20 protein-coding genes are annotated in these 23195 nt (G+C 67.9%); 14 read left to right on the top strand and 6 right to left on the bottom strand.

Annotated features, from left to right (window positions below; all coding sequences use genetic code 11):
• Nucleotides 1-9: 9 nt before the first annotated feature.
• Nucleotides 10-1938: a GGDEF domain-containing protein gene (locus SYV04_RS00315; protein WP_321543525.1), complete on the bottom strand. Its 1929-nt coding sequence runs from the start codon at nt 1936-1938 to the stop codon at nt 10-12.
• Nucleotides 1939-2108: 170 nt separating this feature from the next.
• On the opposite strand from SYV04_RS00315, the gene pgeF reads away from it, so the two are divergent.
• From pgeF to SYV04_RS00265, 8 genes are all read left to right on the top strand, one after another.
• A complete protein-coding gene (gene pgeF, locus SYV04_RS00310) occupies nt 2109-2870 on the top strand; it encodes a peptidoglycan editing factor PgeF (RefSeq protein ID WP_321543524.1) in 762 nt (253 codons plus the stop codon).
• A gap of 62 nt (nt 2871-2932) precedes the next feature.
• Complete coding sequence (locus tag SYV04_RS00305; protein ID WP_422723908.1) at nt 2933-3766, top strand: tetratricopeptide repeat protein; 834 nt, start codon at nt 2933-2935, stop codon at nt 3764-3766.
• Between the two features lie 22 nt (nt 3767-3788).
• On the top strand, nt 3789-5030 hold the full coding sequence (locus SYV04_RS00300; RefSeq protein WP_321543522.1) for a LysM peptidoglycan-binding domain-containing protein: 1242 nt from the start codon (nt 3789-3791) through the stop codon (nt 5028-5030).
• A 138-nt stretch (nt 5031-5168) separates the two neighbouring features.
• The gene (locus SYV04_RS00295) at nt 5169-6290 is read left to right on the top strand and encodes a DNA-processing protein DprA (RefSeq protein WP_321543521.1); all 1122 of its coding nucleotides are present in this window, start codon (nt 5169-5171) and stop codon (nt 6288-6290) included.
• 17 nt (nt 6291-6307) lie between these two features.
• On the top strand, nt 6308-8848 hold the full coding sequence (topA, locus tag SYV04_RS00290; protein ID WP_422723897.1) for a type I DNA topoisomerase: 2541 nt from the start codon (nt 6308-6310) through the stop codon (nt 8846-8848).
• Between the two features lie 155 nt (nt 8849-9003).
• Nucleotides 9004-9735 (top strand): MotA/TolQ/ExbB proton channel family protein, encoded by a 732-nt coding sequence (locus tag SYV04_RS00275; RefSeq protein ID WP_321543520.1) that lies wholly within the window; start codon nt 9004-9006, stop codon nt 9733-9735.
• A gap of 10 nt (nt 9736-9745) precedes the next feature.
• Complete coding sequence (locus SYV04_RS00270; RefSeq protein WP_321543519.1) at nt 9746-10267, top strand: ExbD/TolR family protein; 522 nt, start codon at nt 9746-9748, stop codon at nt 10265-10267.
• Between the two features lie 62 nt (nt 10268-10329).
• Nucleotides 10330-10857 (top strand): ExbD/TolR family protein, encoded by a 528-nt coding sequence (locus SYV04_RS00265; RefSeq protein WP_422723907.1) that lies wholly within the window; start codon nt 10330-10332, stop codon nt 10855-10857.
• Nucleotides 10858-10899: 42 nt separating this feature from the next.
• Here the strand turns inward: SYV04_RS00265 and SYV04_RS00260 are convergent, their stop codons facing one another.
• Complete coding sequence (locus tag SYV04_RS00260; RefSeq protein ID WP_321543517.1) at nt 10900-11286, bottom strand: TraR/DksA family transcriptional regulator; 387 nt, start codon at nt 11284-11286, stop codon at nt 10900-10902.
• Between the two features lie 266 nt (nt 11287-11552).
• Between SYV04_RS00260 and trmFO the strand changes: the two genes are divergently transcribed.
• The 5 genes from trmFO to SYV04_RS00235 all read left to right on the top strand — a co-directional run bounded on the left by trmFO (nt 11553) and on the right by SYV04_RS00235 (nt 18581).
• The gene (gene trmFO, locus SYV04_RS00255; protein ID WP_321543516.1) at nt 11553-12908 is read left to right on the top strand and encodes a methylenetetrahydrofolate--tRNA-(uracil(54)-C(5))-methyltransferase (FADH(2)-oxidizing) TrmFO; all 1356 of its coding nucleotides are present in this window, start codon (nt 11553-11555) and stop codon (nt 12906-12908) included.
• Nucleotides 12905-14497 carry a TolB-like translocation protein gene (locus SYV04_RS00250; protein WP_422723896.1) on the top strand — a complete coding sequence of 531 codons (1593 nt, stop codon included), beginning with the start codon at nt 12905-12907 and terminating at the stop codon, nt 14495-14497. Before trmFO ends, SYV04_RS00250 begins: the two co-directional genes overlap by 4 nt.
• 150 nt (nt 14498-14647) lie before the next feature.
• Nucleotides 14648-15163, top strand: a complete 516-nt coding sequence (locus SYV04_RS00245; RefSeq protein ID WP_321543515.1) for a DcrB-related protein — start codon at nt 14648-14650, stop codon at nt 15161-15163.
• A gap of 122 nt (nt 15164-15285) precedes the next feature.
• Nucleotides 15286-16725, top strand: a complete 1440-nt coding sequence (locus tag SYV04_RS00240; protein WP_340371378.1) for an FAD-dependent oxidoreductase — start codon at nt 15286-15288, stop codon at nt 16723-16725.
• Nucleotides 16726-17192: 467 nt separating this feature from the next.
• Nucleotides 17193-18581 carry a styrene monooxygenase/indole monooxygenase family protein gene (locus SYV04_RS00235; RefSeq protein ID WP_321543513.1) on the top strand — a complete coding sequence of 463 codons (1389 nt, stop codon included), beginning with the start codon at nt 17193-17195 and terminating at the stop codon, nt 18579-18581.
• Between the two features lie 45 nt (nt 18582-18626).
• Here SYV04_RS00235 and SYV04_RS00230 read toward each other — a convergent pair whose 3' ends face one another.
• Nucleotides 18627-19361, bottom strand: a complete 735-nt coding sequence (locus SYV04_RS00230) for a hypothetical protein (protein ID WP_321543512.1) — start codon at nt 19359-19361, stop codon at nt 18627-18629.
• 186 nt (nt 19362-19547) lie between these two features.
• On the opposite strand from SYV04_RS00230, the gene SYV04_RS00225 reads away from it, so the two are divergent.
• Nucleotides 19548-20144, top strand: coding sequence for a hypothetical protein (locus SYV04_RS00225; RefSeq protein ID WP_321543511.1), 597 nt, complete (start codon nt 19548-19550; stop codon nt 20142-20144).
• A gap of 61 nt (nt 20145-20205) precedes the next feature.
• Here SYV04_RS00225 and SYV04_RS00220 read toward each other — a convergent pair whose 3' ends face one another.
• From SYV04_RS00220 to SYV04_RS00210, 3 genes are all read right to left on the bottom strand, one after another.
• Entirely contained in the window at nt 20206-20631 is a 426-nt protein-coding gene (locus tag SYV04_RS00220) for a hypothetical protein (protein ID WP_321543510.1), read from the bottom strand.
• A 66-nt stretch (nt 20632-20697) separates the two neighbouring features.
• Nucleotides 20698-22527 carry a tryptophan dimethylallyltransferase family protein gene (locus SYV04_RS00215; protein WP_321543509.1) on the bottom strand — a complete coding sequence of 610 codons (1830 nt, stop codon included), beginning with the start codon at nt 22525-22527 and terminating at the stop codon, nt 20698-20700.
• A gap of 177 nt (nt 22528-22704) precedes the next feature.
• Nucleotides 22705-23010, bottom strand: a complete 306-nt coding sequence (locus SYV04_RS00210; protein WP_321543508.1) for a PilZ domain-containing protein — start codon at nt 23008-23010, stop codon at nt 22705-22707.
• Nucleotides 23011-23195 lie beyond the last annotated feature (185 nt).

The following is a 23195-nucleotide window of genomic DNA, read 5'->3' as shown; positions in this document are numbered from 1 at the left end:
GCGGGACGCTCAGGCCTTGGCCACGCCTGGAGGGGGCAGGGGACGAGCGGGCTCGTTCGCCGGCCGAGAGGAATGGGGTCCGCGCTCACGGCCCGGGTGGATCTCCATGCCAGGCTCGTACGGCGTCACCTTGTTGCGGCCGCCGCGCTTGCTGCCGTAGAGCGCCGAGTCCGCGCAGTCCACCAGGGTGTCCTGATCGGTGGCGTCCACCGGGAAGCTGGACACGCCGATGGAGATGGTGATGTGGCCGCCCGGCTGGGTGGCGGAGGCCAGGCTGGTCGCCTCCAGCACCGCGCGCCGCAGCTTCTCGCCCACCTCCACCGCGGCCGCCTTGTCCGTCTGTGGCAGCAGGACCATGAACTCCTCGCCGCCGTAGCGCGCCAGCGTGTCCACCTTGCGCACACGCGAGCGCAGCACATCGCACACCTTGCGCAGCGCCTCGTCGCCAGTGCGGTGGCCCGCCCCGTCGTTGAGCTTCTTGAAGTGGTCCACGTCCACCATGAGGACGGACAGCGGGTTGCCGTAGCGCTCGGCGCGCGCCAGCTCGAGCTCCAGCCGGCTGAAGAGGTGGCGACGGTTGGGCGCCCCGGTGAGCGGATCCGTCATGGTGAGCTGCACCGTCTCCGCGTGCAGCCGGGCGTTCTTTACCGCCGTGGCCGCTTGATCCGCCACCGCCGTGAGCAGCTCCAGCTCCTCCGGGGAGAAGCCGGCCACCTCCGGGCGCTGGAAGTTCATCACCCCCAGCAGCGTGTCCATGTGAACCATGGGCACCGCCAGCAGCGAGCCATGGTCGGTGCCACCCACGAGGTTGCGCCGGGCGAACCCGCTGCCGCGATCCTCCACGTCCGGTAGGTACACCGCCCGGAGGCTCTCGGCGGCGCGGCCGCACGCGCCCTCGCCCATGGCGAAGGTGAGCCCCTCGTTGCCCCGGTGTTGCGGCCAGGCGCTCTTGATCTCTAGCAGCCCGTCCGCGTTGACCAGCATGACGGAGAAGTTGGGGATCTTCAGCCGCTCCACCACCAGCCGGGTGACACGCTCGAACAGCTCCGACAGCTCCAGCGTGGAGTTGAGCGAGTGGGCGATGTCGAAGAGCAGCGACAGCTCGGTGATGCGCTCCTCGAGCTTCTCCTTGAGGGCGAGCTTGTCCTTGGTGATCGCCAGGTCGCGGTGGGTGTCGATCTCCTCCACCTTCATGGAGGTGAGGCGCGCCAGCATCTGGTTGAAGGCCGCGCTCAGCCGCGAGAGCTCATCGGTGCCGCGTGTCTCCGCGCGCACCAGGAACTCTCCCTCCTCCGCGCGCCGCATGAGGTTGGTGAGCCGGCGCAGCGGGCGGGTGAGGAAGAAGTGGAGCGCGAACGCAGTGGCCAGCGTCAGCAGGCCTCCAAACAGCAGCGTGGCCACCAGCGTGACGTGGAAGACGCCCGAGAGCTGGCGGCTGAGCAGCGGCTCGGACAGGCGCACCTGAAGCGTCCCCATCCGATAGGCCGCCTCGCCGGTATGGCACCCCGTACACTCGGCGCCTCCCAGGGGGCGCACCACCTCGGTGCCCTCTCGGCCCGAGCGGGCCCGCTCCGGCGTGGGCGTCGTCAGCCGCGCGCTCTCCGGGTGGACCGAGCCCTCCTCGCCGCGCCGCCGAGACCAGCGGATGCGCCCATCCGGCGTCAGCACCCGAAGCTCCGCCACCGAGCGCAGCAGCCGGCTGTCCTGCGCGAGCACCTCCGCCACCGCGCCATGCGGGTGGGCGCGATCGGCCTGGGGCAGGGTGAAGGTGGAGGCGACGAACTCGGCCAGCGCCAGCGCCTCTCGGTGGGCCGCGTCCTGTACGGCGCGCCGCATCTCCCGGAAGAAGTAGCCCGCACCCAACAACGCGATGATGAGGCCGGGCAGGGCAATGCTCCACAGGAGCTTCCTGCCGACGGTGTGAGGACCCAGGGCCATGTTCTCGGAGGTGGGTCCGTCGGAATCTTTTCCGCCGGACCTGCAGGGTTGGAATTGTCAGGTGGACGACTTGGGGCTGTCAAACGTTCCCGGAAGAAAATTCCTCCTGGGATGAGGATCCCTCAGACGGGTGCCGTTCGGGGGTGGGGTGGGCTAGCGTGGAGGGCGATATGAGCCCGCCGTTCATCACATCCGCACTGCTGCCCGTGCCTCATGGCTTCGCCACGCGCGCGGGAGGCGTGTCCGAGGGACGCTTCGCCTCGCTCAACCTGGGCTTCACCGTGGGAGACGTGCGCGAGCGCGTGGAGGAGAACTACCGCCGCCTGGCCGCCGCCGCCGCCGCTCCGCTCGGGGCCCTGCACCTCGTGAAGCAGGTGCATGGGGACCGCGTGCTGCACGTCACCGGAGGCCAGGCCACCGCCATGTTGCAGCCGCACCGGGGCGAGGCCGACGCGCTGTGGACGGATCAACCCGGCGAGTGGGTGGGCGTGTCCACGGCCGACTGCGTGCCGGTGCTGCTGGTGGATCCGGACGGCAAGCGCGTGGCGGCGGTGCATTCGGGGTGGCGTGGCACGGACGCGGACGTCTCCGCGCGCGCGGTGGAAACGCTGGTGGCCAGCGGCGCTAAACCGGAGCGGCTGTTGGTAGCGGTGGGGCCGGCGATCCAGCAGTGCTGCTATGTCGTCTCCGAGGAGCTCGCGAGGCACTTCGCCACGCGCTTCGGGCCGGACGTGGTGGTGGCGCGCGGCGACGAGTTCCGGTTGGATCTCTCTCGCGCGGTGGTGCTGACGCTGCGGCGCACCGGCGTGAAGGTCGCCAACATGGACGTGCTACAGGACTGTACGTCCTGTGACTCCACGCGCTTCTTCTCCCACCGGAGGGACCATGGGCGCACTGGGCGTCACATCAACTTCGTGGTCCACCGCTTCTGAGTCCGGGCCGTTTTCTTGACCGGTTCCAGAGCCGCTCCCTATCCTCCGGGAGGATACCCGTGCTGAAGCGCCTCCCCATTCTTCGACGGCTGCTGGCCGTCGCACCTCTGTGTACGCTCGCCGCGTGCGCCACCGACTCCGCCATGCAGACGGAGATGGCCGCGCTGCGCTCCGAGCTGCGCACCATGCGCGAGCAGCAGAGCCGCCTGGGCGATCGCCTGGAGCGCCTGGAGCGCAGCACCTCGGTGATCCGCGCCCGCTCCGCGCCGCAGGGGGCTCAGGCTTCCTCGGGCAAGGCCGCTCCGGCACCCACCCCCGCGGCGCCCGCGCCGGCTCCGCAGCTCGAGGTGCCGGATCTCACGGTGGTGAAGCTCAAGCCGAAGAACGAGCCCGCGCCGTCGCTGTCCACCCGCGTGGCCGTGGTGGAGCCGGACGAGGAGCAGGCGGAGGTATTCGTCAGTGGCTCGTCCGAGTCCGACTCGGGCAGCGCCCCCGCCGCCAGCGCGCCGGTGAACACGGCCGCCCTGGACTCGGAGTTCGAGCAGGCGCTGTCGGTGCTGCGCACCGGCAACACGGAGCTGGGGGTGGTGAAGCTGCGGGCCTTCGCCGAGCAGAACCCCCGCCACTCGCGCGCCGACAACGCGCTGTACTTCAGCGGGCTGGGGATGATCGGCCTGAACGATCATTCCAGCGCGGCCTCGCTCTTCGAGCGCCTGATCCAGACCTACCCCGCCGGGGACGCCGTGCTCGACGGCATGCTCCGGCTCGCCGAGTGCCGGCTGAAGCTCAAGCAGCCGGAGGACGCTCGCGCCCTCTACACCCGCGTCATTACCCAGTTCCCGGGAACGGCCGCCGCGACACAAGCGGAGCAGCGGCTCGCGTCCCTGTCGCCCTAGTAGCCCGAAAGGAAGTCTCCCGATGCGCTCGCGGATCCTCACCTCGTTCCTCATGACCCTTGCCGTCGCTCCGGCGGGGGTGGCCCGCGCCCAGGCGATTGACATCACGGGTGGCAATGAAGAGGAGGCGCAGCAGGGCGGCGAGACGGAAGGCGCCGAGGTGGCCGACGAGGGCGGGCAGCCCAGCGGCTCTCCCAATGTGCCCAACGTCCAGGGCGCCCGCGAGACGGCGCCGGGCGAGGTCCACACCGTCAACCGGGGCGACACGCTGTGGGACCTGTCCCAGCAGTACCTGGGCAGCCCGTGGTACTGGCCCAAGGTCTGGTCCTACAACCCGGAGATCGCCAACCCGCACTGGATCTACCCGGGCAACCGGGTGCGCTTCTTCCCGGCGGGTGAGGAGGTTCCCTCGCGCGTGGAGACGGGCACCGGGCCCGCCGAGCCGATGGGAGACGAGGGTGGGCTCGAGGCCGCCACCGAGATCGGTCCCGCCAACGGCGCGGACCTGGTGTCGGTGACCGGGAAGATCGGCTTCCAGCCCCAGGGCAACACGCTGGTGATGACGCAGGGCTTCGTCACCTCGAAGGAAGTGGACGAGGCGGGCAAGATCGACAGCTCCTTCTCCGAGGCGGAGATGATGTCCTTCCCGGACACCGTCTACGTGCGCTTCAAGCGCAAGATCGAGGCGAAGGTGGGCGAGCGCTTCCTGGTCTTCCGCACCGTGCAGGAGGTGAAGCACCCGACGAAGCAGAACTCGCGGGTGGGCTATCTCACGGAGCTGGCGGGCACCCTGCGCGTGCTGAACGTGAGCGACAAGTACGTCACCGCGCAGATCACCGAGACCTGGCAGCCCATCGTGCGCGGTGACCTGGTGGGCCCCTATGGCGAGCGCTTGATGGACCGCATCGCCGTCAAGCCCAACACCAAGGAGCTCAAGGGCAACGTCGTCATCCCCATGGTGCCGTACCTGACCATGACCGGCGAGCACAGCATGCTCATCGTCGACAAGGGCAGCAGCGAAGGGGTGGAGGTGGGCAACACCTTCACCGTGCTGCGCAAGGGCGACACCACGGGCGACAAGTTGCTGAGCACCGAAGTCACGGCGAAGGACCGGGCGCTGCCGGATGAGGCCATCGGCGTGTGCCTCGTGACGGAGGTCAAGGAGCGCACCTCCAACTGCCTCCTGACCCAGTCCCTGCGCGAGATTCTCCCCGGCGACCGCATCGAAATGCGTGTAGGGAACAAGCCTACCGCAAGCCGCTGAACGGCTCGAAACGTGCATTCCGCCTGCCGGCGGAGGGACTGGCCGCTTGACCGCTGCCAGTCCGGTGTTTATGTGTCGCGCCCCCTTCCGTCGGGCCCATCATCTATATAGGTGGGCAGCCAACGGGGGGGGATGGGTATGGCGGACACCTTTGCGCACACTCTAACGCCGGAACAGCGCGCCACCCTGGCGCTGTGGGCGGTTCCTGGCCTGGGGCCGAAGACCCTGGAGGCGCTGCGTGCCTTCGCGGGCGGCCACCTGGAGTCGCTGGCCGCCCGTCCGGTGCGGGAGTGGCTGGCCCAGGCCCCCATGTCGCCCCAGGTGCGCAAGCGCCTGGCGATGGTGACGGAGCTGGGGCTGGTGGCGGACCGTGTCCTGGAGCGCTGCGAGGCCTCGGGCATGGAGCTGGCCTTCGCTGGGGGGCAGGCCTTCCCCGAGCGCCTGGCCGGGGTGCCGGACGCGCCGCCGCTGCTCTTCTACAAGGGCCACGTGGGCCCGCCGCGACGCCGGGTGGCCATGGTGGGCAGCCGGCACCCGGATCAGGGCTTCCTTCCTTTTGCCCGCACCTTCGCGCGGCAGGTGGCCGAGGGCGGGGTGGGGGTGGTGTCCGGGGCGGCCATGGGCGTGGACCGGGCATGCCACTGGGGCGCCATGGACGCGGGCGGAGAAACGTGGGCCTTCCTGGGCTCGGCGCTGGACGAGCTGGATGAGCCCCAGGCCCGCATGCTGCCCTCCTTTCTGGAGCGGGGCGGGGTGTACTTCAGCGAGCTGCCGCCAGGGGTTCGGGCGAGCCGCTCCACCTTCCCCCGGCGAAACAGACTCATCGCTGGCGCGTCGGATGCCGTGCTGGTGCTGCGGGCCGGGGTGAAGTCCGGCGCGCTGTACACGGCCGAGGCCGGGCAGGCGATGGGGCGCCCGGTGCTCGCCCTGCCGGGCGACGTGCGCAACGAGGCCGCGGCGGGCTGCAATGCCTGGATTCGGAGCGGGCTGGCGCGTGCCTGCCTGTCCGTGGACGAGGTCTGGGAGAACGTGGGGGCGCGCCCGGTGCTGGCGGTGCCTCCCGGCGCGGGAGAGCCGTGGCGGGCGCTCTCGACGGAAGCGCGGGGCACCTACCGGGTGTTGGATCGGGTCCCCCGCACATTTGAAGAGGTGCTGGCTGGCAGCCAGCTCTCACCCGCGACCCTCACGGGCGCGCTGGTGGAGTTGGAACTATCGGGGCTGGTGATCCAGCACCCGGGCAAGCTGTACGAGCGGATTTGAGCAGGAGCGGAGAGGTCATGGCCACGCGGAAGAAGAAGGAAGACGTCGAGGTGGAGGCCGAGGAGAAGAAGGCCCCCAAGAAGACGGCGGCCAAGAAGCCGGCGGCGAAGAAGGCCGCCGCGAAGAAGAAGACGGCCACGAAGGCCAAGGCCAAGAAGGCCAAGGGCGAGCTGGCCTCGGTCGAGGTGTCCGCCGAGGAGGAGGAGGAGGCCACTCCGCGCGGCAAGGGGCCGCACTTCCTGGTGGTCGTCGAGTCGCCCGCCAAGGCGAAGACGATCAAGAAGTACCTGGGCTCGGGCTACACGGTGAAGGCCTCGGTGGGCCACATCAAGGATCTGCCCAAGAGCAAGATCGGCGTGGACGTCGAGCACGACTTCCAGCCCGAGTACTCGGTCATCAAGGGCAAGGAGAAGGTCCTCAACGAGCTGAAGAAGGTGGCCAAGAACGTGGACCGGGTCTTCCTGGCCACGGACCCCGACCGCGAGGGCGAGGCCATCGCCTGGCACATCTTCGAGGAGCTGGGCCACAAGGACGCCCAGCGGGTGCTCTTCAACGAGATCACCAAGAAGGCCATCCAGGAGGCCATCGCCCACCCGCGCCAGCTCAACCAGGAGAGCTACGACTCGCAGCAGACGCGGCGAATCCTCGACCGGCTGGTGGGCTATCAAATCTCTCCGCTGCTCTGGAAGAAGATACGCCGGGGCCTGTCCGCCGGCCGCGTGCAGTCGGTGGCGGTGCGGCTGATCTGCGAGCGCGAGGCGGAGATCAAGGCCTTCCTGCCGCAGGAGTACTGGACCGTCGACGCGCTGCTCGAGGGGCCCAGCGGCCCGCCGCCCTTCAAGTCCAAGCTGTCCAAGGTGGACGGCAAGAAGGCGGACCTGAAGGACCGCGCCACCTCCGAGGGGCTGGTGGCCGAGCTGCAGGCCGCCGACTACGTCGTCTCCAAGGTGGACCGCCGCGAGCGCCGCCGCAACGCGCCCGCGCCGTTCATCACCTCCAAGCTGCAGCAGGAGTCGGCCAACCGGCTGGGCTTCACCGCCAAGAAGACGATGACGCTGGCCCAGCGCCTCTACGAAGGCGTGATGCTGGGTGAGGAGGGCCAGACGGCGCTCATCACCTATATGCGTACGGACTCCACGCGTCTTTCGGACGACGCGGTGAAGCAGGTGCGCGAGTTCATCGGCACCCAGTACGGCGGCGAGTTCCTGCCGGAAGAGGCGCTGGTGTACCGCAGCAAGAAGAGCGCCCAGGACGCGCACGAGGCCATCCGCCCCGTGTCGCTGGAGTACCCGCCCGAGCGCGTGCGGCCCTTCTTCGAGCAGATCGGCGAGCAGGACATGTACCGGCTCTACGAGCTGATCTGGAACCGCTTCGTTGCGTGCCAGATGAAGCCGGCCGTGTATGACCAGACGAGCGCGGACATCACCGCGGGCCGGGCCACGTTCCGGGCCTCGGGCTCCACGCTGAAGTTCGCTGGCTACCTCAAGGTGTACGGCGCGGGCCTCACCCCGGAGGAGGAGGCCGAGAAGGAGAAGGCCAAGGCCGCCGGCGAGGATGGCGCCGAGGCGGAGGACGGCACGGGCGAGCTGCCCCTGCTCAACGAGGGTGACAAGGTGCGCCTGCAGAAGTTGCTGCCCGAGCAGCACTTCACCCAGCCGCCGCCGCGCTTCTCCGAAGCCACCCTGGTGAAGGAGCTGGAGGAGCAGGGCATCGGCCGGCCCTCCACCTACGCGGCGATTCTCTCCACCATCCAGGACAAGAAGTACGTGGAGAAGCTCGAGGGACGCTTCCGCCCCACGGACCTGGGCGGCATGACCAACGAGATGCTGGTCAAGCACTTCCCCAAGGAGATGGACGTCGCCTTCACCGCCAACCTCGAGGAGAAGCTGGACCAGATCTCCGAGGGCGGGGCCAACTGGAAGACCGTGCTGCACGACTTCTACGGGCCCTTCAAGGAGACGCTCGAGAAGGCCGAAGCGGAGATGCGCGACGTCAAGCGCGAGGAGATCAAGACCGACATCGCCTGCGAGAAGTGCGGCAACCCGCTGGTGATCAAGTTCGGGAAGATGGGCCACTTCCTGGCCTGCTCCAACTACCCCGACTGCAAGAACACCAAGGACTTCAAGCGCGACGCCGAGGGCAAGATCGTCATCGTGGAGGAGGAGACCACGGACGAGAAGTGCGAGAACTGCGGCAAGCCCATGGTGATTAAACGCGGCCGGTTCGGGCGCTTCATGGCGTGCTCGGGCTACCCGGAGTGCAAGACGTCCAAGCCCATCTCCATCGGGGTGAACTGCCCGGACTGCAAGCAGGGCTATCTCACCGAGCGCCGCAGCGGGCGGGGGAAGATCTTCTTCGGCTGCAACCGCTACCCGGACTGCAAGTTCGCCGCGTGGGACCGGCCTCTGGCGGAGACGTGCCCCCACTGCCAGTCGCCCTACCTGCTGCAGAAGTTCTCCAAGCGGGATGGCGCCTACATCGCCTGCCCGAACAAGGAGTGCGACTACCGGCGGGAGCTGCAGCAGCCAGGCGAAGTAGGCGCCCCCTCGGCTGCCTGAAACCCCTAACGATTCCGCGAGGGTAGCCTGCCGGTGCCTTGACACCCCTGGCAGGCGCCCTCTAAAAATCGACGGCCCGTCGCTCCTTTCTGGGAGCGCCCCGCCCGCTCTGACGGGTGAGCCTGGCCGCGGGCGTCGAAAGGATTCGCAGCGCAATGATGCCCATGGTGAGCGAACTGCTGGACGGGGTGCTGCTGGCTGCCACTCCCGAAAAGCTGGGCCTGATTGATTCCACCGTGAAGTTCTTCAAGGACGGTGGCCCCTTCATGTTCGTGAACCTGTTCTGGTTCGCCGCCTCGCTGGCGGTGGCCTTCGAGCGGATCTTCACGCTGATGTTCCGCTACAACCTCAACGCCCCGCCCTTCATGGAGCAGATCTCCAAGCTGGTGATGACGGGCAACGTGGACCGCGCCGTGAAGCTGTGCAGCGCCGCCCCGCACGCGCCGCTGGCCAAGGTGATTCGCGCCGGGCTCACCCGCGCCAACCGCGGTGAGATCGAAGTGGCCAAGGCCGTGGAAGAGGCCATCGTCGAGCAGACGCCCCCGGTGAGCGCGCGCATCCCCTGGCTGTGGTCCTTGGCCAACATCGCCACCCTGGTCGGGCTGGTCGGTACCATCTTCGGCCTCATCGGCACGTTCCAGGCGCTCGGCAACGTGCCCGCGGAGCAGAAGCAGACCCTGCTCTCGGACGGTATCTCCAAGGCCATGAACAACACCGCGTTCGCGCTCTCGATCGCGGTGATGTGCATCGTCTTCCACCTGATCCTCACCTCGTACTCCAAGCACATGGTGGAGAGCGTGGAGCTCAACGCGCTCAAGCTGGAGAACCTGCTGTCGCGGCGCCACGCGGGTGACACCCACGTGGATTCCGAGTCTCGCGCGGCCTGAGAGGCGCCACATGGCGTTCTATTTCTCGCGGCGGAAGCTGAAGCCTCGTGAGGAAGAGGAGATGGGGGAACTGAACATCGTTCCCTATCTCGACATCCTCATGAACCTCATCATCTTCATGCTGCTGTCGATCACGGGCCTGGCCTCGTTCGGCATCCTCAACGTGAGCGCGCCTAACTACGGCGGGCCCTCGGCTGGGGTGCAGCAGGACAACGCGGATCAGCCCAAGCTGACGCTCAGCGTGCTGATCTCCAAGAAGGGCCACTTCGTCAACAGCGAGAACGCGATCCTCGGCGAGGGCAGCGCGCCCACCATCCCCCTCAAGGCGGATGGCACCTACAACTACGCCGAGCTCAACGCGCAGATGATGAAGATCAAGGGCGCGTTCCCCTCCGAGACCAAGGTCATCATCGCCGCCGACGCGGACGTGCAGTACGACGCGCTCATCCAGACGATGGATGCGTGCCGCGAGACGCAAGGAAGCGGTGAGCGGCGCATCCTCTTCCCGGACGTCACCCTGGGAGCCATCTAGCCATGACCGAGGAGACGATCCCCGCGCCGCTGTCGCCCGCGGAGGAGGAGCAGGTCCAGCGGATGCGCTTCCGCAAGGCGCTGGCGCGCAAGAAGCGCAAGGAGCGCGAGGCGGCCGGCGAGATCAAGGAGCTGAACATCACCGCGATGATGGACATGATGACCATCCTCCTGGTGTTCCTGCTCAAGTCCTTCGCCTCGTCCTCGGCGGCCATCACCGCCTCGGAGGATGTGCGGCCTCCCGTGTCCTCCACGCGGGCCTCTCCCAAGGACACCGTGGCCGTCACCGTCACCCCCAAGAACATCATGGTGGGAGACAAGGAAGTGGTGCGGCTGGAGAACGGGCAGGTGCCGGCCGCGCAGCTCCAGGGGCGGCTGGTGCTGGGGCTGGACGCTCAGCTCAAGAAGGAAGTGGAGAAGCTGAAGTACATCGCCGACCGCAACCCGGCGGCCCCCTTCAGCAAGGAGCTGTCCGTCATCGGCGACAAGAAGGTCCCGTATGACTTGCTGCTCACCGTCCTCTACACCGCGGGCCAGAACGAGCTGGAGAACTACCGCTTCGTGGTCCTCCAGAAAGAGGGCGGGGAGTAGGCGGGGCGCCAGCCGGGCTGGCGCTCCCAGGGTACGGCGAAGCTAGAGGGACGGCGTGGCGGCATGCCCCCCGCGCGTCTCCAGCTCGTGGCGGGTGGCGTCCTCCTCGCAGCGGATGGCGAAGGGCAGGGCCTCCAGGCGGTCGAGGGGAATCTCGAAGCCGCAGTCCACGCACTCCCCGAAGACGCCCATGTCCATGCGACGCAGCGCGGCGTCGATGAGCATGATCTCCCGCCGCTGGGCCTCCATCAGGCTGGAGAGGGTGTAGTCGGCCAGCTCGGTCTGGGCATTCTCCTCGTACTCCGGATCGCGCTCCTGATTCTTGAGGGCGGAGAGCTCACGGTGAGCGCCCATGTTGGCGTGGAGGATGTCCCGGCGGCGCTTCTGGAGGAGCTCCCGGATCTTCAGAAGGTCGGTGGATCGATTCATGGCCTGGTGTGGCTCCGGCATAGGTGGGACTGCGCTCGCCCGGGCTCAGCTTTCCGAGCGGATGACGCGAGAAACGTAGGGGTGCCCCCCAGGTAGGGAAACCGGAGCCCCTTTGTGACGGCTCAACTGGGCTGTAGGGCAGGCGGCCAGGCACGTTCAGGCAGCCAACGGGCTGGCTCCCCGTCCCTCTTTCCTTTCTGGGAAAGGGCCGGCCAGTCCTGCTAACAGTTTTCGCGACAGGCCCCGGTGGGCCCATGGAGCGTGTGATGGCGGACGAAAAGCCGCGAGTGACGGTGGTGGGAGGAGGGCTGGCGGGCAGTGAGTGCGCCTGGCAGCTCGCCCGGCGGGGCGTGCCGGTGACGCTGCGGGAGATGAAGCCCGTCAAGCGCTCGCCCGCGCACAAGTCGGACCAGCTCGCGGAGCTGGTGTGCTCCAACTCGATGCGCTCGGACAACCCGGAGAGTGCCATCGGGTTGCTGCACGCCGAGCTGCGCGCCGTGGGCTCGTTGATTCTGGGGACCGCGGACACGCACCGGGTGCCGGCCGGCGACGCGCTGGCGGTGGACCGGGAGAAGTTCTCCGATGGGGTGACGCAGGCGGTGCGCGAGCACCCGCTGGTGCAGGTGGTCCCCGGCGAGGTGGAGGCGCTGCCGGAGGAGGGCCTGGTGGTGGTGGCCACGGGGCCGCTCACCTCGGAGGCGCTCACCCGGGAGCTCGAGCGGCACGTGGGGCAGAAGCTCTATTTCTATGACTCCATCGCGCCCATCGTCTCGGGGGACTCCATCGACATGGAGATCGCCTTCCGCCAGAGCCGCTACGGCAAGGGCGAGGGGGACGACTACCTCAACCTGCCGATGAACCGGGAGGAGTACTACCGCTTCATCGCCGAGGTGAAGGCGGGGCAGAAGCTCACGCCGCACGCTTTCGAGGAACCTAAGTACTTCGAGGGCTGTCTGCCGATTGAAGTCATGGCGGAGCGCGGAGACGACACGCTGGCCTTCGGGCCGATGAAGCCGGTGGGGCTGATGGATCCCCGGACGGGGCAGTCGCCGCACGCGGTGGTGCAGCTGCGCATGGAGGACCGCGCGGGCACCTCGTGGAACATGGTGGGCTTCCAGACGCGGCTCACCTGGGGCGAGCAGAAGCGCATCTTCACCACTTGCATCCCCGGCCTGCAGAACGCGGAGTTCCTGCGGATGGGGCAGATCCACCGCAACACCTTCATCGACTCGCCGCGCCTCTTGGACAAGGACCTGTCGCTCAAGGCCGAGCGGCGGCTGTTCTTCGCCGGGCAGATCACCGGGGTGGAGGGCTACGTGGAGTCCACGGCGTGCGGCTACCTGGTGGCGCTCGCGGCGTACGCGCGGCTGACGGGCGGCGAGTTCGTCCCGCCTCCGGCGACCACGGCCATGGGCTCGCTGTACCGGCACGTGACGGGAGAGGCCCATCCGCCGGACTACCCGCACCAGCCCTCGAACGTCATCTTCGGCCTGTTCCCGCCGCTGCCCGGGCGAGTGAAGAAGGCCGACAAGCGGGCGCGCTATTCGGCGCGGGCCCAGGAAGAATTCGCCGCGTGGCTGCCCTCGGTGGCCGTCCCGCAGTCCCTTCAGAGGAGCGCATGATGCAGCTTCGGCGACTCGTGGTGGTGGGCGCGCTGGTGGCGCTCGGTGTGGTGGGGTGCAAGCGCGAGGAGTCCAAGGGGGGCGGGGCAGGGGGCAGCGGCAAGGGCGCGCTGGTGGGCGGCATGGGGACGTTGCTGGCCGCGGGCCAGGCGGCGGACCTACGGGTGACTCCGGATGGCCAGTTCGTCACCTACCTGCTCGAGGCGAAGAAGCCGCGGCTGGACGGGGTGCCGCCGCAGATGGTGCTGGGCGAGCTGTACTTCGTCCCGGTGGCGGGCGGCGCGCCGCGCAAGGTGGGCGAGGGCGTCACCAACGTGCCGGGCGGCCAGCTCATCAGCAAGGACTCGCGCTACCTGCTCTTCCTCAACGGCTACAACCCGGCGAGCCAGTCCGGGGCGCTGCAGGTGGTGTCGCTGACGGAGCCCTCGGCGGACCCGGTGCGGCTGGGCGAGGCGGTGACGTACATGCTGCCCAGCCCCGACGGGAAGCTGCTGGCCTTCGTGGAGGGTGGGGTGCTGAAGCTGGGCGCGCTGCCGGCGGGGCCGTTCCGGGACGTGGGCGGCGAGGTGTCCACGGTGCAGTTCACCCCGGACAGCAAGCTGCTGCTCTTCAAGCGCAAGCTGGCGGCCGCGGGCGGCCTGGCGGCGGTGGCCGTGGACAAGCCCGAGGCCCCGCGCAAGCTGGGCGACTACGTGGGGGACTACGAGGTGGCCCCGGACGGCCAGCGCGTGGCGTGGCAGGCGCGCAGCGAGGCCGAGCGCGGCATGTATGACTTGTTCATCGCCGACCTGGCGGACCTGAAGCCTCGCAAGGTGTCCACGGGCACCAAGTCCTTCGACTTCTCGCCCGACGGCAAGTGGCTGGCGCGCACGGAGAACGGCAAGCCCGAGGTGCTGGGAGACCTCTACGTGGGCCCCGGAGACGGCAGCCCCGGGCGCAAGGTGGGCGAGCGGGTGGAGGAGTTCGCTTTCTCTCCGGACTCGCAGGCGCTGGGCTTCCTGGAGAAGTACGACCCGTCGGCGCGCGCGGGGTTGATGAGCGTGGTGCAACTGCCGGACGGCGAGACGCGGCGGGTGGGGGACCGGGTGCCCAACTTCACCTGGGGCGCGGATGGGCGGTACGTGGCGTTCCTCTCGCGCTTCCTCAAGCCCATCTACTCGGTGGACCTGATGCTCTACCCGCTGGGCGCCGAGAAGGCCGAGAAGGTCCACGCGGGCGTCTTCGGCTACGGCTTCACCCCCGGCAACTCCGAGGTCATCTTCCGCGCCAACTGCATCCGCGAGGGCCGCGCCTGTGACTTCAAGGCCCTGCCGCTGCCCAAGGCCCAGCCCGAGCCGGCCACCTGGGTGCAGGGCATCTTCAGCTACAAGCTCTCCGGCGACGGCCAGCGCGTCCTCGTCACCTACGCCCGCATGGACTCGGACACCTATGACGTCGGCGTCTACAACCCGAAGACCCAGGCGCGGAAGACGCTCGACCAGCGCGTGCAGATCCCCGCCTACTTCGCGGGACCCGGCGACTCGCACGTCGTCTACCTCGTCGCCCAGGGCGCCAAGCCCGGTGTCTACATCGCTCCCGCGAATCCGTAGGGAATTGTGGGTGCATGTACTCCAGATTTCTTCCCTCCTAAAAAGTGGGGTGGGAGGAAACCTTGGAATACATGGTGCGATAATGTGGATGTAAGCCCGTCACGAAGCGACGAGCGGGCTTGCAGGACGCTGGTACCCGAGGTGATGGCGATGAGCCCGCGAACGATGCAGTACGGCAACCTTCGGATGACGCTTCCCGAGGGCTGGTCGGACGGGACGCAGATCGTCGCCACGGGTCCGGCGGAGCAGGGTTTTCGCAGCAGCCTGGCGGTGTCGTCCGAGCCGGCGCGTCCCCGTGAGACGGTGACGGAGTACGCCGCGCGGGTGGCGGGGATGCTGAGCAAGGTGACGGAGCAGTTCGAGCTCGTCTCCGAGCGCCCGGCCACCTACGGCAGCGTGAGCGGCTTCATGCGCGAGTACACCCACGTCGCACGTGGCGTGAAGCTGGCGCAGATCCAGTTCTACGTGCTGCGCGAGGGTGTGGTGCACACGTTCACGTATACGCAGCGCGCCGAGCGCATCAACGTCAGCCGCCACGTGGCGGAGCGGCTGTTTGCCTCGGTGAACCTGGCGCCGGTCTCGGCTCCGGGGGCGAGCGCGGCGCCGGTGATGCGGGCTCGGGCGCGCTACGTCGAGCCGCGCTTCCGCCGCATCATCGCCGCTTGAGACACACAACCCGTTGAATCCCTGGTGCCTACCCCCCCCTCATAGGTCATTTTCCGAAGCGGGGTGTCTGGCAATGGAGCCGTCAGTTCAGTGACAATGCGCCCCACGCAGAGGGGTGCGCCATGGGGATGCAGCGAAGAGAGGCGAAGGCTTTTGGTCAACATGCCGTGGTGATTGGTGCCAGCATGGCGGGGCTTTTGAGTGCCCGCGCGTTGGCCGATCACTTCACGTCCGTGACGATCATCGAACGGGATCAACTGCCCGACGCACCCGGACCTCGCAAAGGGGTGCCCCAGAGCCGCCAGACGCACGCGATCCTGGAGCGAGGAGCTCAAATCATCGCCGGCTTCTTCCCGGGCTTCTGGGAGGAGATGTTGGTGGAGGGCTCCGTGCCCCTGGACTCCGGGCAGGACATGGCCTGGTTCCACCATGGCGCGTGGAAGGCCCGGTTGGCGGGGGGGCCCACGACGTACGGGCAGAGCCGGACCCTGCTCGAGTTCCACGTGCGCCGGCGGCTCCTGAAGGACTGTGCCCACGTGCGGGTGCTTCGCGGCGATGTGGCGGGCCTGCTGCACGACGCGACGAACCAGCAGATCACCGGCGTGCGGGTGAACGGCGAGGACGGCAACGTCGCGCCCCTGGAGGCGGAGCTGGTGGTGGATGCCAGCGGCCGTGGCACGCGCGCCCCCCGCTGGCTGGAGGAGCTGGGCTATGGCCGCCCTCCGATGGCGCAGGTGCGCATCGACGTCTGCTATGCCAGCCGGATCGTCGAGCCCCCGCCGGGGGCGCGCGACTGGAAGGCCATGATGGTCTACGGCAAGGCCCCGCACGAGAAGCGCATGGGCTTCATCTTCCCCATCGAGGGGGGACGCTGGAACCTCACCGTGGCCGGCTACCACGGCGACCACCCGACGGCGGACGAAGAGGGCTTCCTGGAGTTCGCGCGCTCCGTCCATCACCCGGACTACTTCGCGGCGATGCAGGACGCTCGCCCCATCTCGCCCATCGCCATGCACAAGGTCCCCACGGACCAGCGCTACTACTACGAGCGCATGGCGCGCTTCCCGGACGGGTTCATCACGGTGGGGGATGCCATCTGCAGCTTCAACCCGCTCTTTGGCCAGGGGATGACCACGGCCTCCCTGGGGGCGCTGACCCTCAGCGAGTGCCTGGCCGAGCGCGCCCCGGGGCAGGGCAAGGGGCTCTCGCGCGACTTCCAGAAGCGCACCACCCGCTACAACGACGCGGCCTGGGCCCAGGTGACCGGCGAGGACTTCCGCTTCTCCGAGACGGAGGGGGAGCGGCCCCCGATGATCAAGGTCCTCCACTGGTACACGCGGCAGATCATGGAGCTGTGCTCGGTGGATGCCAGCGTCCAGCGGCGCATGCTGCCGGTGACCCACATGCAGGCCGGCATGGAGGTGATCCTCAGCCCCAGCATGATGGTCAAAGCCCTGATGTGGGGAGTGGGCCTACGGGGCAACCGCGCCCTCGTCGTCTCCCATCCCCCCCCCATCCGGTTCCAATCGCCCCCCAACGAGGTCCGAGTGGCCGGGGCCTAAGGGGAAGGTCCCCCGTCCCTGCGCACACCGACACCTGGGTCAGGGATGTCCCAGTTAAATGAGGGCCCGTGCCCCGTTCGCCCTCTCAGGTTGGGCTTTCTGCCCCACCCGGACGGGTCACCCACGACCCGTAGTGCCAGAAAGACCCCCCACGAGAAAGTAGGTTAAACGGGGATAACGACGTTCATCTGCCTTCCGTTGAGGTCTAGCTGTGCCGGAAATTCTATTTTCCCAATGGAATTGGATCTTTCCGGCTCACGGAACCGCCTGAAGGGAGGCCCCTTCCGGGGGGCGTGCAGTCTGCCTGTATCGGAAAATTCGAAGGAAACGAGCAAGCAGTAGGGGGAAATGTACCCCGTGTGTCGCATCCGGGGGGTAGGGCATAACCGTTGCAAAGTCTCCGGCTCAGGCGCGCAAGCCGCATCCGCCACTCTTCCCCGAGCCAGCATCTCCCCTAGGAGGGCAACATGCGCAGCATTGCCATTATCGGTTCCGGTCAGGCTGGGCTTCTCGCTGCACATGCGCTGTTGAAGTGGGGTTACCAGGTCACGCTGTACTCGGACCGGACTCCGGAGCAGTGGCTCAACGAGAGCCGGCCCACGGGGACGGCGCAGCGCTTCGATATCGCGCTCCAGTTCGAGTACGAGCTGGGCCTCAACTCCTGGGAGAACGACGCGCCCTGGGGCGAGGGTGCCCACATCACGATGTGCCCGGTGCCCGGCAACCGCATGCTCACCCTGGCGGGGCGCCTTCGCCGGCCGTTCCTCGGCATCGACCTGCGGCTGCAGAGCCACGCGTGGATGCACGAGCTGACCAAGCGCGGTGGCCGTATCGTCATCGAGTCGGTGGACGTCGCGCGGCTGGATCAGATCGCCGCCGAGAACGACTTGACCATCGTCGCCACGGGCCGCGCGGACCTGTGCAAGCTCTTCGAGCGGGACGCGGCGCGCAGCATCTACGACAAGCCGCAGCGCCACCTGGCCATGGTGTGCATCAAGGGCATCCCCTACGGCTTCGACGGCATCCCGTTCACGCCGGTGAAGCAGAACATCATCGGCCCCGCGGGTGAGATCTTCTTCGGGCCCTACTACCACAAGGATGCGGGCCCGAGCTGGGCGGCCGTCCTCGAGGCCAAGCCGGGCGGCCCGATGGATCGCTTCGAGGGCATGAAGCAGGGCGATCAGGTGCTGGAGACCGCCAAGAAGGTCGTCCAGGAGTTCGCCCCCTGGGACTACGAGTGGATCAAGAACGCCGAGCTGTCGGACCCCCTGGGCTGGCTGGTGGGCAAGTTCGCCCCCACCGTGCGCAACCCCGTGGGGAAGCTGCCCTCGGGCCGGCTGGTGACGTGCGTGGGTGACACGGCCATGGCGCTGGACCCCATCGGCGGCCAGGGCGCCAACAACGGCAACAAGATGGTGCGCAACCTCGTCGAGTGCGTCCTCTCCCAGGAGGATCGCCCCTTCGACGCCCAGTGGATGACGGAGACGTTCGAGCGCTTCTACGCGCGGCACGGGCGCGACACGTACGCCTTCAACCACAGCCTGCTGGAGCCGCCGACCCCGGCGGCGTTCGACTTCCTCCTCGCGCAGTACGGCAGCGACGGGCGCTTCGACAACAGCAGCGGCCCGCAGCTGCTGGCCAACGCCTTCGTCGAGAACGCCAATGATCCGGGGCTGCTCACGCCGCTGCTCACGGACCGGCGCCGGATGCACCAGTTCATCGAGAAGGTGACGGGCCGCTCGTGGATGCGCGCGGTGGCCGGTGGCGCGATGGGCGTGGCCCGCGAGGAGTTCCGCCAGCTGCGCGGGCAGCAGCCGCGTCACCCGGTGGTGGCCGAGTACAAGATCGCCGCCTGATGATGCTGGAGCGGGGCCTTGGCCCCGCTCCTTTCGCTTCGGGGACTAGCCCGCCTTGGGCGGGTTGAGGGGCCAGAAGGGCCCGGCCTCGCGCGCCTTGAGCAGGTAGGCCAGCAGCTCGGCGCCCATGGCGGTGAAGCAGGCGCTGACCTGGTCCACGTGGCGCAGGGCCACCTTCTCTTCCTCGGGCGTCCACGTGTGGGCGGTGATGAGCCCGCGGATGCTCTTGGCGCCCATGGCCTCGTGCTCATCCTCGACGTCCTGGTGGCTCTGGCCGAAGTAGATGAGCTTCTTGCCCGTCTTGGCGGCGATCTCCTGGCCCACCTGGCGGAACTTGCTGAAGCCCACGTCCGCGGCCACCTCGATGGCCTCCAGGGTGACCAGGCGGATGATGGGCGTGGCGCCGCGCGCCAGCGCCATGGTGGTGTAGATGAGGTTGCGCGTCTGCCCGCAGTGCTTGCCCCAGAGCTGCTCCAAGGCCCCCGAGAAGTTCATGGGCGCGTTCATGCCCAGCGTCTCCAGGTCCTGCAGCAGGTAGCGCCAGTGCTGGTCGTCCACGACGGTGTGCGCGTTGAGCGTCTGCTGATCGGGATCCTTCGAATCGACGTCGCGCAGGCCGTAGACCATGAGGTCCGCGAAGCCCATGGTCATGGGCGCCAGGCACGGCGCGAAGCTCAGGCGCTGCCACGGATCAATGGAGCGGTCCTGAACGAAGAGGATGAAGGGCAGCTGCTCCAGCTCCTGCCGTTTCTGCTCGAGGTACTCCAGAACTCGGTTCATGCGGGCAGTCTAGTCGCTCGCGCTCCTGGTTTTCATCTCTCCCGGGGCTCGATCGCGGCCAGGAGGCAGCCAGGCGTGACGGGCGCGAAATGACACAACCTTGATACCTTCGACCCTACGTGCTGGAGTAACCGAAGGCCGCGCAGTGTGACGACCTGATACAAGGCCGCCGCGGAGAGGAAGCCAATGTGGAACAGGGATGATCTCAAGCAGTTTCAGGTACTGGGCGCGAACCTGCAGAACATCATGGGTGGCTTTGGTTCGTTCACCCTGATCGCCAGCAAGTTCCTTCTGGAGGGTGGGATTGGGACTCCGGATGACACGATGATGGCGCAGTTCGAGCCGGCCAGGTGGTACCCGCTCGACCGCTTCCTGCGCATCTTCGATCGCATCCACGCGGAGTTCGGCAACTTCACGTTGCGCCAGGTGGGTCTGCACGTCATCAAGGCCGCGCAGCTGCCGCCGCACATCAACGACATCAACGCCATGTTCGGCAGCATGGACGTGGCCTATCACCTCAACCACGCCCTGAACGAACAGTCCATGTTCGACCTGGCGACCATGAAGATGTCGGAGGGCATTGGCCACTACAAGCCCCTCATCACCCCGGGGACCAACAAGATCACCGTGGTGGCCGACACTCCCTACCCGTGCCCCTTCGATGAGGGCGTGGTGGCGGGCGCGGCGCAGAAGTTCAAGCCCGCGGCCACCATCGTGCATGACCGGGCCGCGTGCCGCGCCCGCAATGCCCCGAGCTGCACGTATCACGTGAGCTGGAAGTAGCGCGCTCGTTGGGCTTGAAGGCCGGTGGGAGGTGAGCCGGCGCCGCGAGGCGCGCTCCCTCCTACCAGCCGGCGAAGCGGCGCAGCAGGAAGCCGGCGAACAGCACCCCGAAGCCCCCCACCTCGGCGACGATCAGCATGGGCATCACCACCCGCGTCGCGTCGAGGGGGAGCTTGTACTGGTTGTCCGTCTCGTTGCTCCGCGCGAGTGACAGGTAGCGACCGATCGCCACCGCGAAGAAGAGCAGCGGCGCCGCGGCAGCCGTCGTGTTCACCCACGAGGGGAACGGGCTGAACTCGATGAACTTCAGCAGCACCAGCGAGGCGAACGCGTAGAGCAGCGAGGCGCGGTGGGCGATGTCCACGTAAGTGGGCGCCATGCGGGACGCGTTCGTCATCATCGCGCTGTGCTTCCAGATGCCGGTCAGCAGGCCCGTGAGGAAGAAGAGGCCGCAGGCAACGAGGGTAAGCGTGGTGGCGGTTTCCATTCGCTTCGACAGTCCCGCGAACCGCTTGCCGCGTCAATCCGTTGTGCGCGTCCGCTCCCGGGGCATTCAGGCGGCGCTGCTGAGCTGGAAGACCTGGGCGCCTGGCACCTCGGAGGCGTACTCCCAGCTGGTCGCCTGGTTGCGCGGGGCCACGAAGCCGTAGGCCTCGGCGGCCAGGTAGAAGGTGGCGCGCACGGCACCGCCCTCGCGGCGCATCGAGGCCCACTGGATCAGCCCCACGCCCTCGTCGAGCCGCCGGCCGGTCTGGTTGGCCAGCGCCCAGGCGGTCCGGTCCAGCACCGCGTGGCTCTTGGGGTCCAGCACCGTGCGGATGCGGCGCAGCGCGTCCCGGTCGTTGTCGGCGTAGCAGCGGATGGGGCAGTGCAGCGTCACGCTGTAGGGCTTGTCGTCGTCGTCCGAGGTGAAGGCCCAGCACGTCAGCGTCGAGCGCTGCGCGGTGAACTCGCCCTGGATGGACTCGCAGAAGGCGCGCGCCTCGCCCTGCTTGTACTCCTTGGCCAGGGACATGGCGGCCTCGATGTCCTCGAAGGCCGCGTCGCGGTGGGCCACGTAGATCTTCACGCGGGAGACGGCCTGGCCCGAGAGGTCCAACGAGAAGTAGAGCGGCTGATCCAAGGCGCCCCGGCGCATGACGACCTCGGAGAGGAAGCGCCAGGCGTTGGCGAAGCCCAGGCGCGCCAGCGCCTCCTTCACCAGGGTGTTGGCGTGCTCCGGGCCGCGCGCCAGCGGGTTGAGGTAGACCTTGATCTCCGCGCGCCCGTCCGGCTTGAGGCAGAAGGCGTGCCAGAGCGAGAAGCGCGCCTCGGGGTTCTTCGGCTCGAACAGGTCCTTGACCGTGTTGAAGCTGTCGAGCGGAACGCCGAGCTCCTTGTTCAGGCGCTCGTTGATGGCCAGGCCATCATCCCAGCTCGTCTGCAGGGAGGTGGGGCTGTTCTGCGCCTCGATCAGGAAGCGGATCTCGGGGCGGTCGGCCTCCAGCGCGATGGAGAGCTCGAACGGGGTGTGGTCATCCGAGATGTCGGACTTCCAGGGCGAGGCCTCGCCGATGAGGCGCGTGTTCCACGACTTCGTCATGAAGTCGAAGTAGCGCTGCACCTTCTCGGTGTCGGCGGAGCTGAAGCCCGAGGAGCGGCACAGGGCCTCGATGCGCGCGAAGCCGAACTCCTGGAAGCTCTGCGCGGCGATCCAGTCGGAGATGGAGGGCGGCCGCGAGGGCTTCTCCTGGTTCTCGAACCAGCGCATGACGTAGTCGAGCAGGTGGTCGGCCACGTGGCCCGTCATGGCGAAGACTTCATCGATGATGGCCAGCGACTCCTGCTCCATCTCCGGCAGCAGATCCATCTCGACGGTGGCGTCGCGCAGGGGACGCAGGTCGAAGAGAGAGCGCATCGAGCGGATGCAGGACAGCTGCTTGCGGGTGCTGGCCTCGAACTCGCGCGCTACCTGCTCCAGCGCGCCCAGACACTCGTTGCCGACGGCCTCCAGGGCCAGCAGCAGCACCTGGCGGCGTACGGGGTTGGCGTCCGTGGCCAGCGAGATGATGTCGTAGAGCGTCTCGCGGACGGGGCCACAGTCCTCGCCCCACAGGAGCTGCAGCATCGAGTTGACGTTGGCCACCGAGTGCAGGTCCAACGCCTGCAGGTCCTTGAGGAACGGCGCCCAGTGCGGGCTCTCGAGGAAGGACTGCTGCGGGGCGGGCTCCTCGCCGCGGAGGCTGGCGCCCAGCTCGCTGGAGCCCATGACCAGCGGTGCCACCGAGGGCAGGAAGCGCAGGCGGACCTGCGGAGAGAACGATGAGTCTCGGAGGAAGGTCACGAAGGGCGATACGGCGAAGGTCTCTTTCTGCGCCTTCAGATGCTCCATGACCCGTGTCATCTTGCTTCCTCTCAATCGTTCTTGGCGTCGGCCTGAGTGGTGTCGGTTACTTCCCCCCGGCTGCGCGGCTCTTGTCAGGGGGACTTGCGATCCCTGACAGCCCTCAACAGATTCAACCCGTACCGCAATTATTCGATGATCCTGAGCGGGAGTTCAACGCCCGCGATTACTGAATTCTTACTTTTCGGAAAGCTGACTGATGGAAGGCTCGTCGGCCATCATCGCGTCGAAGCACGTGGCCACCATGAAGCCGGTGGGCGTCGGCTCGCTGCGGAGCACCTTGAGGCGGGCGCGGGGCAGCATCATCTCGGGGATGCTCACCTCGAGCAGCTCGCCGGCGTCCAGCGGCGCGGCCATCAACAACAGGCAGCCACTCACCGAGGCGTTGATGATGTCGGCGCTCAGCTCATCGCTGCCGCGGTGAACCTTGATGGCCAGGCGCAGGGGGTAGCGTCGGTGACGGCGCCGTTCGTGTTCAGACACGGTGTGCTCTCCTGGGTTGCCCACGGCCCTGGGCAACGGCCGGTGCTGGAGAGGCAGTGTACTGTGTCTGTTAAGAACCGTCACTCCTGGAAATTCGAATTAAAGCTGAATTCCACGGGTCCTACCTGAACGTCACAGGTGGGGAAAGTTGGTAGGGTGGACGGGGACGTCTACGCTGAGGGGCC

The sequence above is a fragment of the Hyalangium ruber genome (assembly GCF_034259325.1).
Classification (GTDB): domain Bacteria; phylum Myxococcota; class Myxococcia; order Myxococcales; family Myxococcaceae; genus Hyalangium_A; species Hyalangium_A rubrum.
This window is presented reverse-complemented; position numbering and strand designations above follow the sequence as displayed.

What these genes read in the sequence shown, in the direction of transcription:
- SYV04_RS00315 (WP_321543525.1), bottom strand. Translation starts at nt 1,938, where the DNA reads ATGGCCCTGGGTCCTCACACCGTCGGCAGGAAGCTCCTGTGGAGCATT.
- pgeF (WP_321543524.1), top strand. Translation starts at nt 2,109, where the DNA reads ATGAGCCCGCCGTTCATCACATCCGCACTGCTGCCCGTGCCTCATGGC.
- SYV04_RS00300 (WP_321543522.1), top strand. Translation starts at nt 3,789, where the DNA reads ATGCGCTCGCGGATCCTCACCTCGTTCCTCATGACCCTTGCCGTCGCT.
- SYV04_RS00295 (WP_321543521.1), top strand. Translation starts at nt 5,169, where the DNA reads ATGGCGGACACCTTTGCGCACACTCTAACGCCGGAACAGCGCGCCACC.
- topA (WP_422723897.1), top strand. Translation starts at nt 6,308, where the DNA reads ATGGCCACGCGGAAGAAGAAGGAAGACGTCGAGGTGGAGGCCGAGGAG.
- SYV04_RS00275 (WP_321543520.1), top strand. Translation starts at nt 9,004, where the DNA reads ATGATGCCCATGGTGAGCGAACTGCTGGACGGGGTGCTGCTGGCTGCC.
- SYV04_RS00270 (WP_321543519.1), top strand. Translation starts at nt 9,746, where the DNA reads ATGGCGTTCTATTTCTCGCGGCGGAAGCTGAAGCCTCGTGAGGAAGAG.
- SYV04_RS00265 (WP_422723907.1), top strand. Translation starts at nt 10,330, where the DNA reads ATGCGCTTCCGCAAGGCGCTGGCGCGCAAGAAGCGCAAGGAGCGCGAG.
- SYV04_RS00260 (WP_321543517.1), bottom strand. Translation starts at nt 11,286, where the DNA reads ATGAATCGATCCACCGACCTTCTGAAGATCCGGGAGCTCCTCCAGAAG.
- trmFO (WP_321543516.1), top strand. Translation starts at nt 11,553, where the DNA reads ATGGCGGACGAAAAGCCGCGAGTGACGGTGGTGGGAGGAGGGCTGGCG.
- SYV04_RS00250 (WP_422723896.1), top strand. Translation starts at nt 12,905, where the DNA reads ATGATGCAGCTTCGGCGACTCGTGGTGGTGGGCGCGCTGGTGGCGCTC.
- SYV04_RS00245 (WP_321543515.1), top strand. Translation starts at nt 14,648, where the DNA reads ATGAGCCCGCGAACGATGCAGTACGGCAACCTTCGGATGACGCTTCCC.
- SYV04_RS00240 (WP_340371378.1), top strand. Translation starts at nt 15,286, where the DNA reads ATGGGGATGCAGCGAAGAGAGGCGAAGGCTTTTGGTCAACATGCCGTG.
- SYV04_RS00235 (WP_321543513.1), top strand. Translation starts at nt 17,193, where the DNA reads ATGCGCAGCATTGCCATTATCGGTTCCGGTCAGGCTGGGCTTCTCGCT.
- SYV04_RS00230 (WP_321543512.1), bottom strand. Translation starts at nt 19,361, where the DNA reads ATGAACCGAGTTCTGGAGTACCTCGAGCAGAAACGGCAGGAGCTGGAG.
- SYV04_RS00225 (WP_321543511.1), top strand. Translation starts at nt 19,548, where the DNA reads ATGTGGAACAGGGATGATCTCAAGCAGTTTCAGGTACTGGGCGCGAAC.
- SYV04_RS00220 (WP_321543510.1), bottom strand. Translation starts at nt 20,631, where the DNA reads ATGGAAACCGCCACCACGCTTACCCTCGTTGCCTGCGGCCTCTTCTTC.
- SYV04_RS00215 (WP_321543509.1), bottom strand. Translation starts at nt 22,527, where the DNA reads ATGACACGGGTCATGGAGCATCTGAAGGCGCAGAAAGAGACCTTCGCC.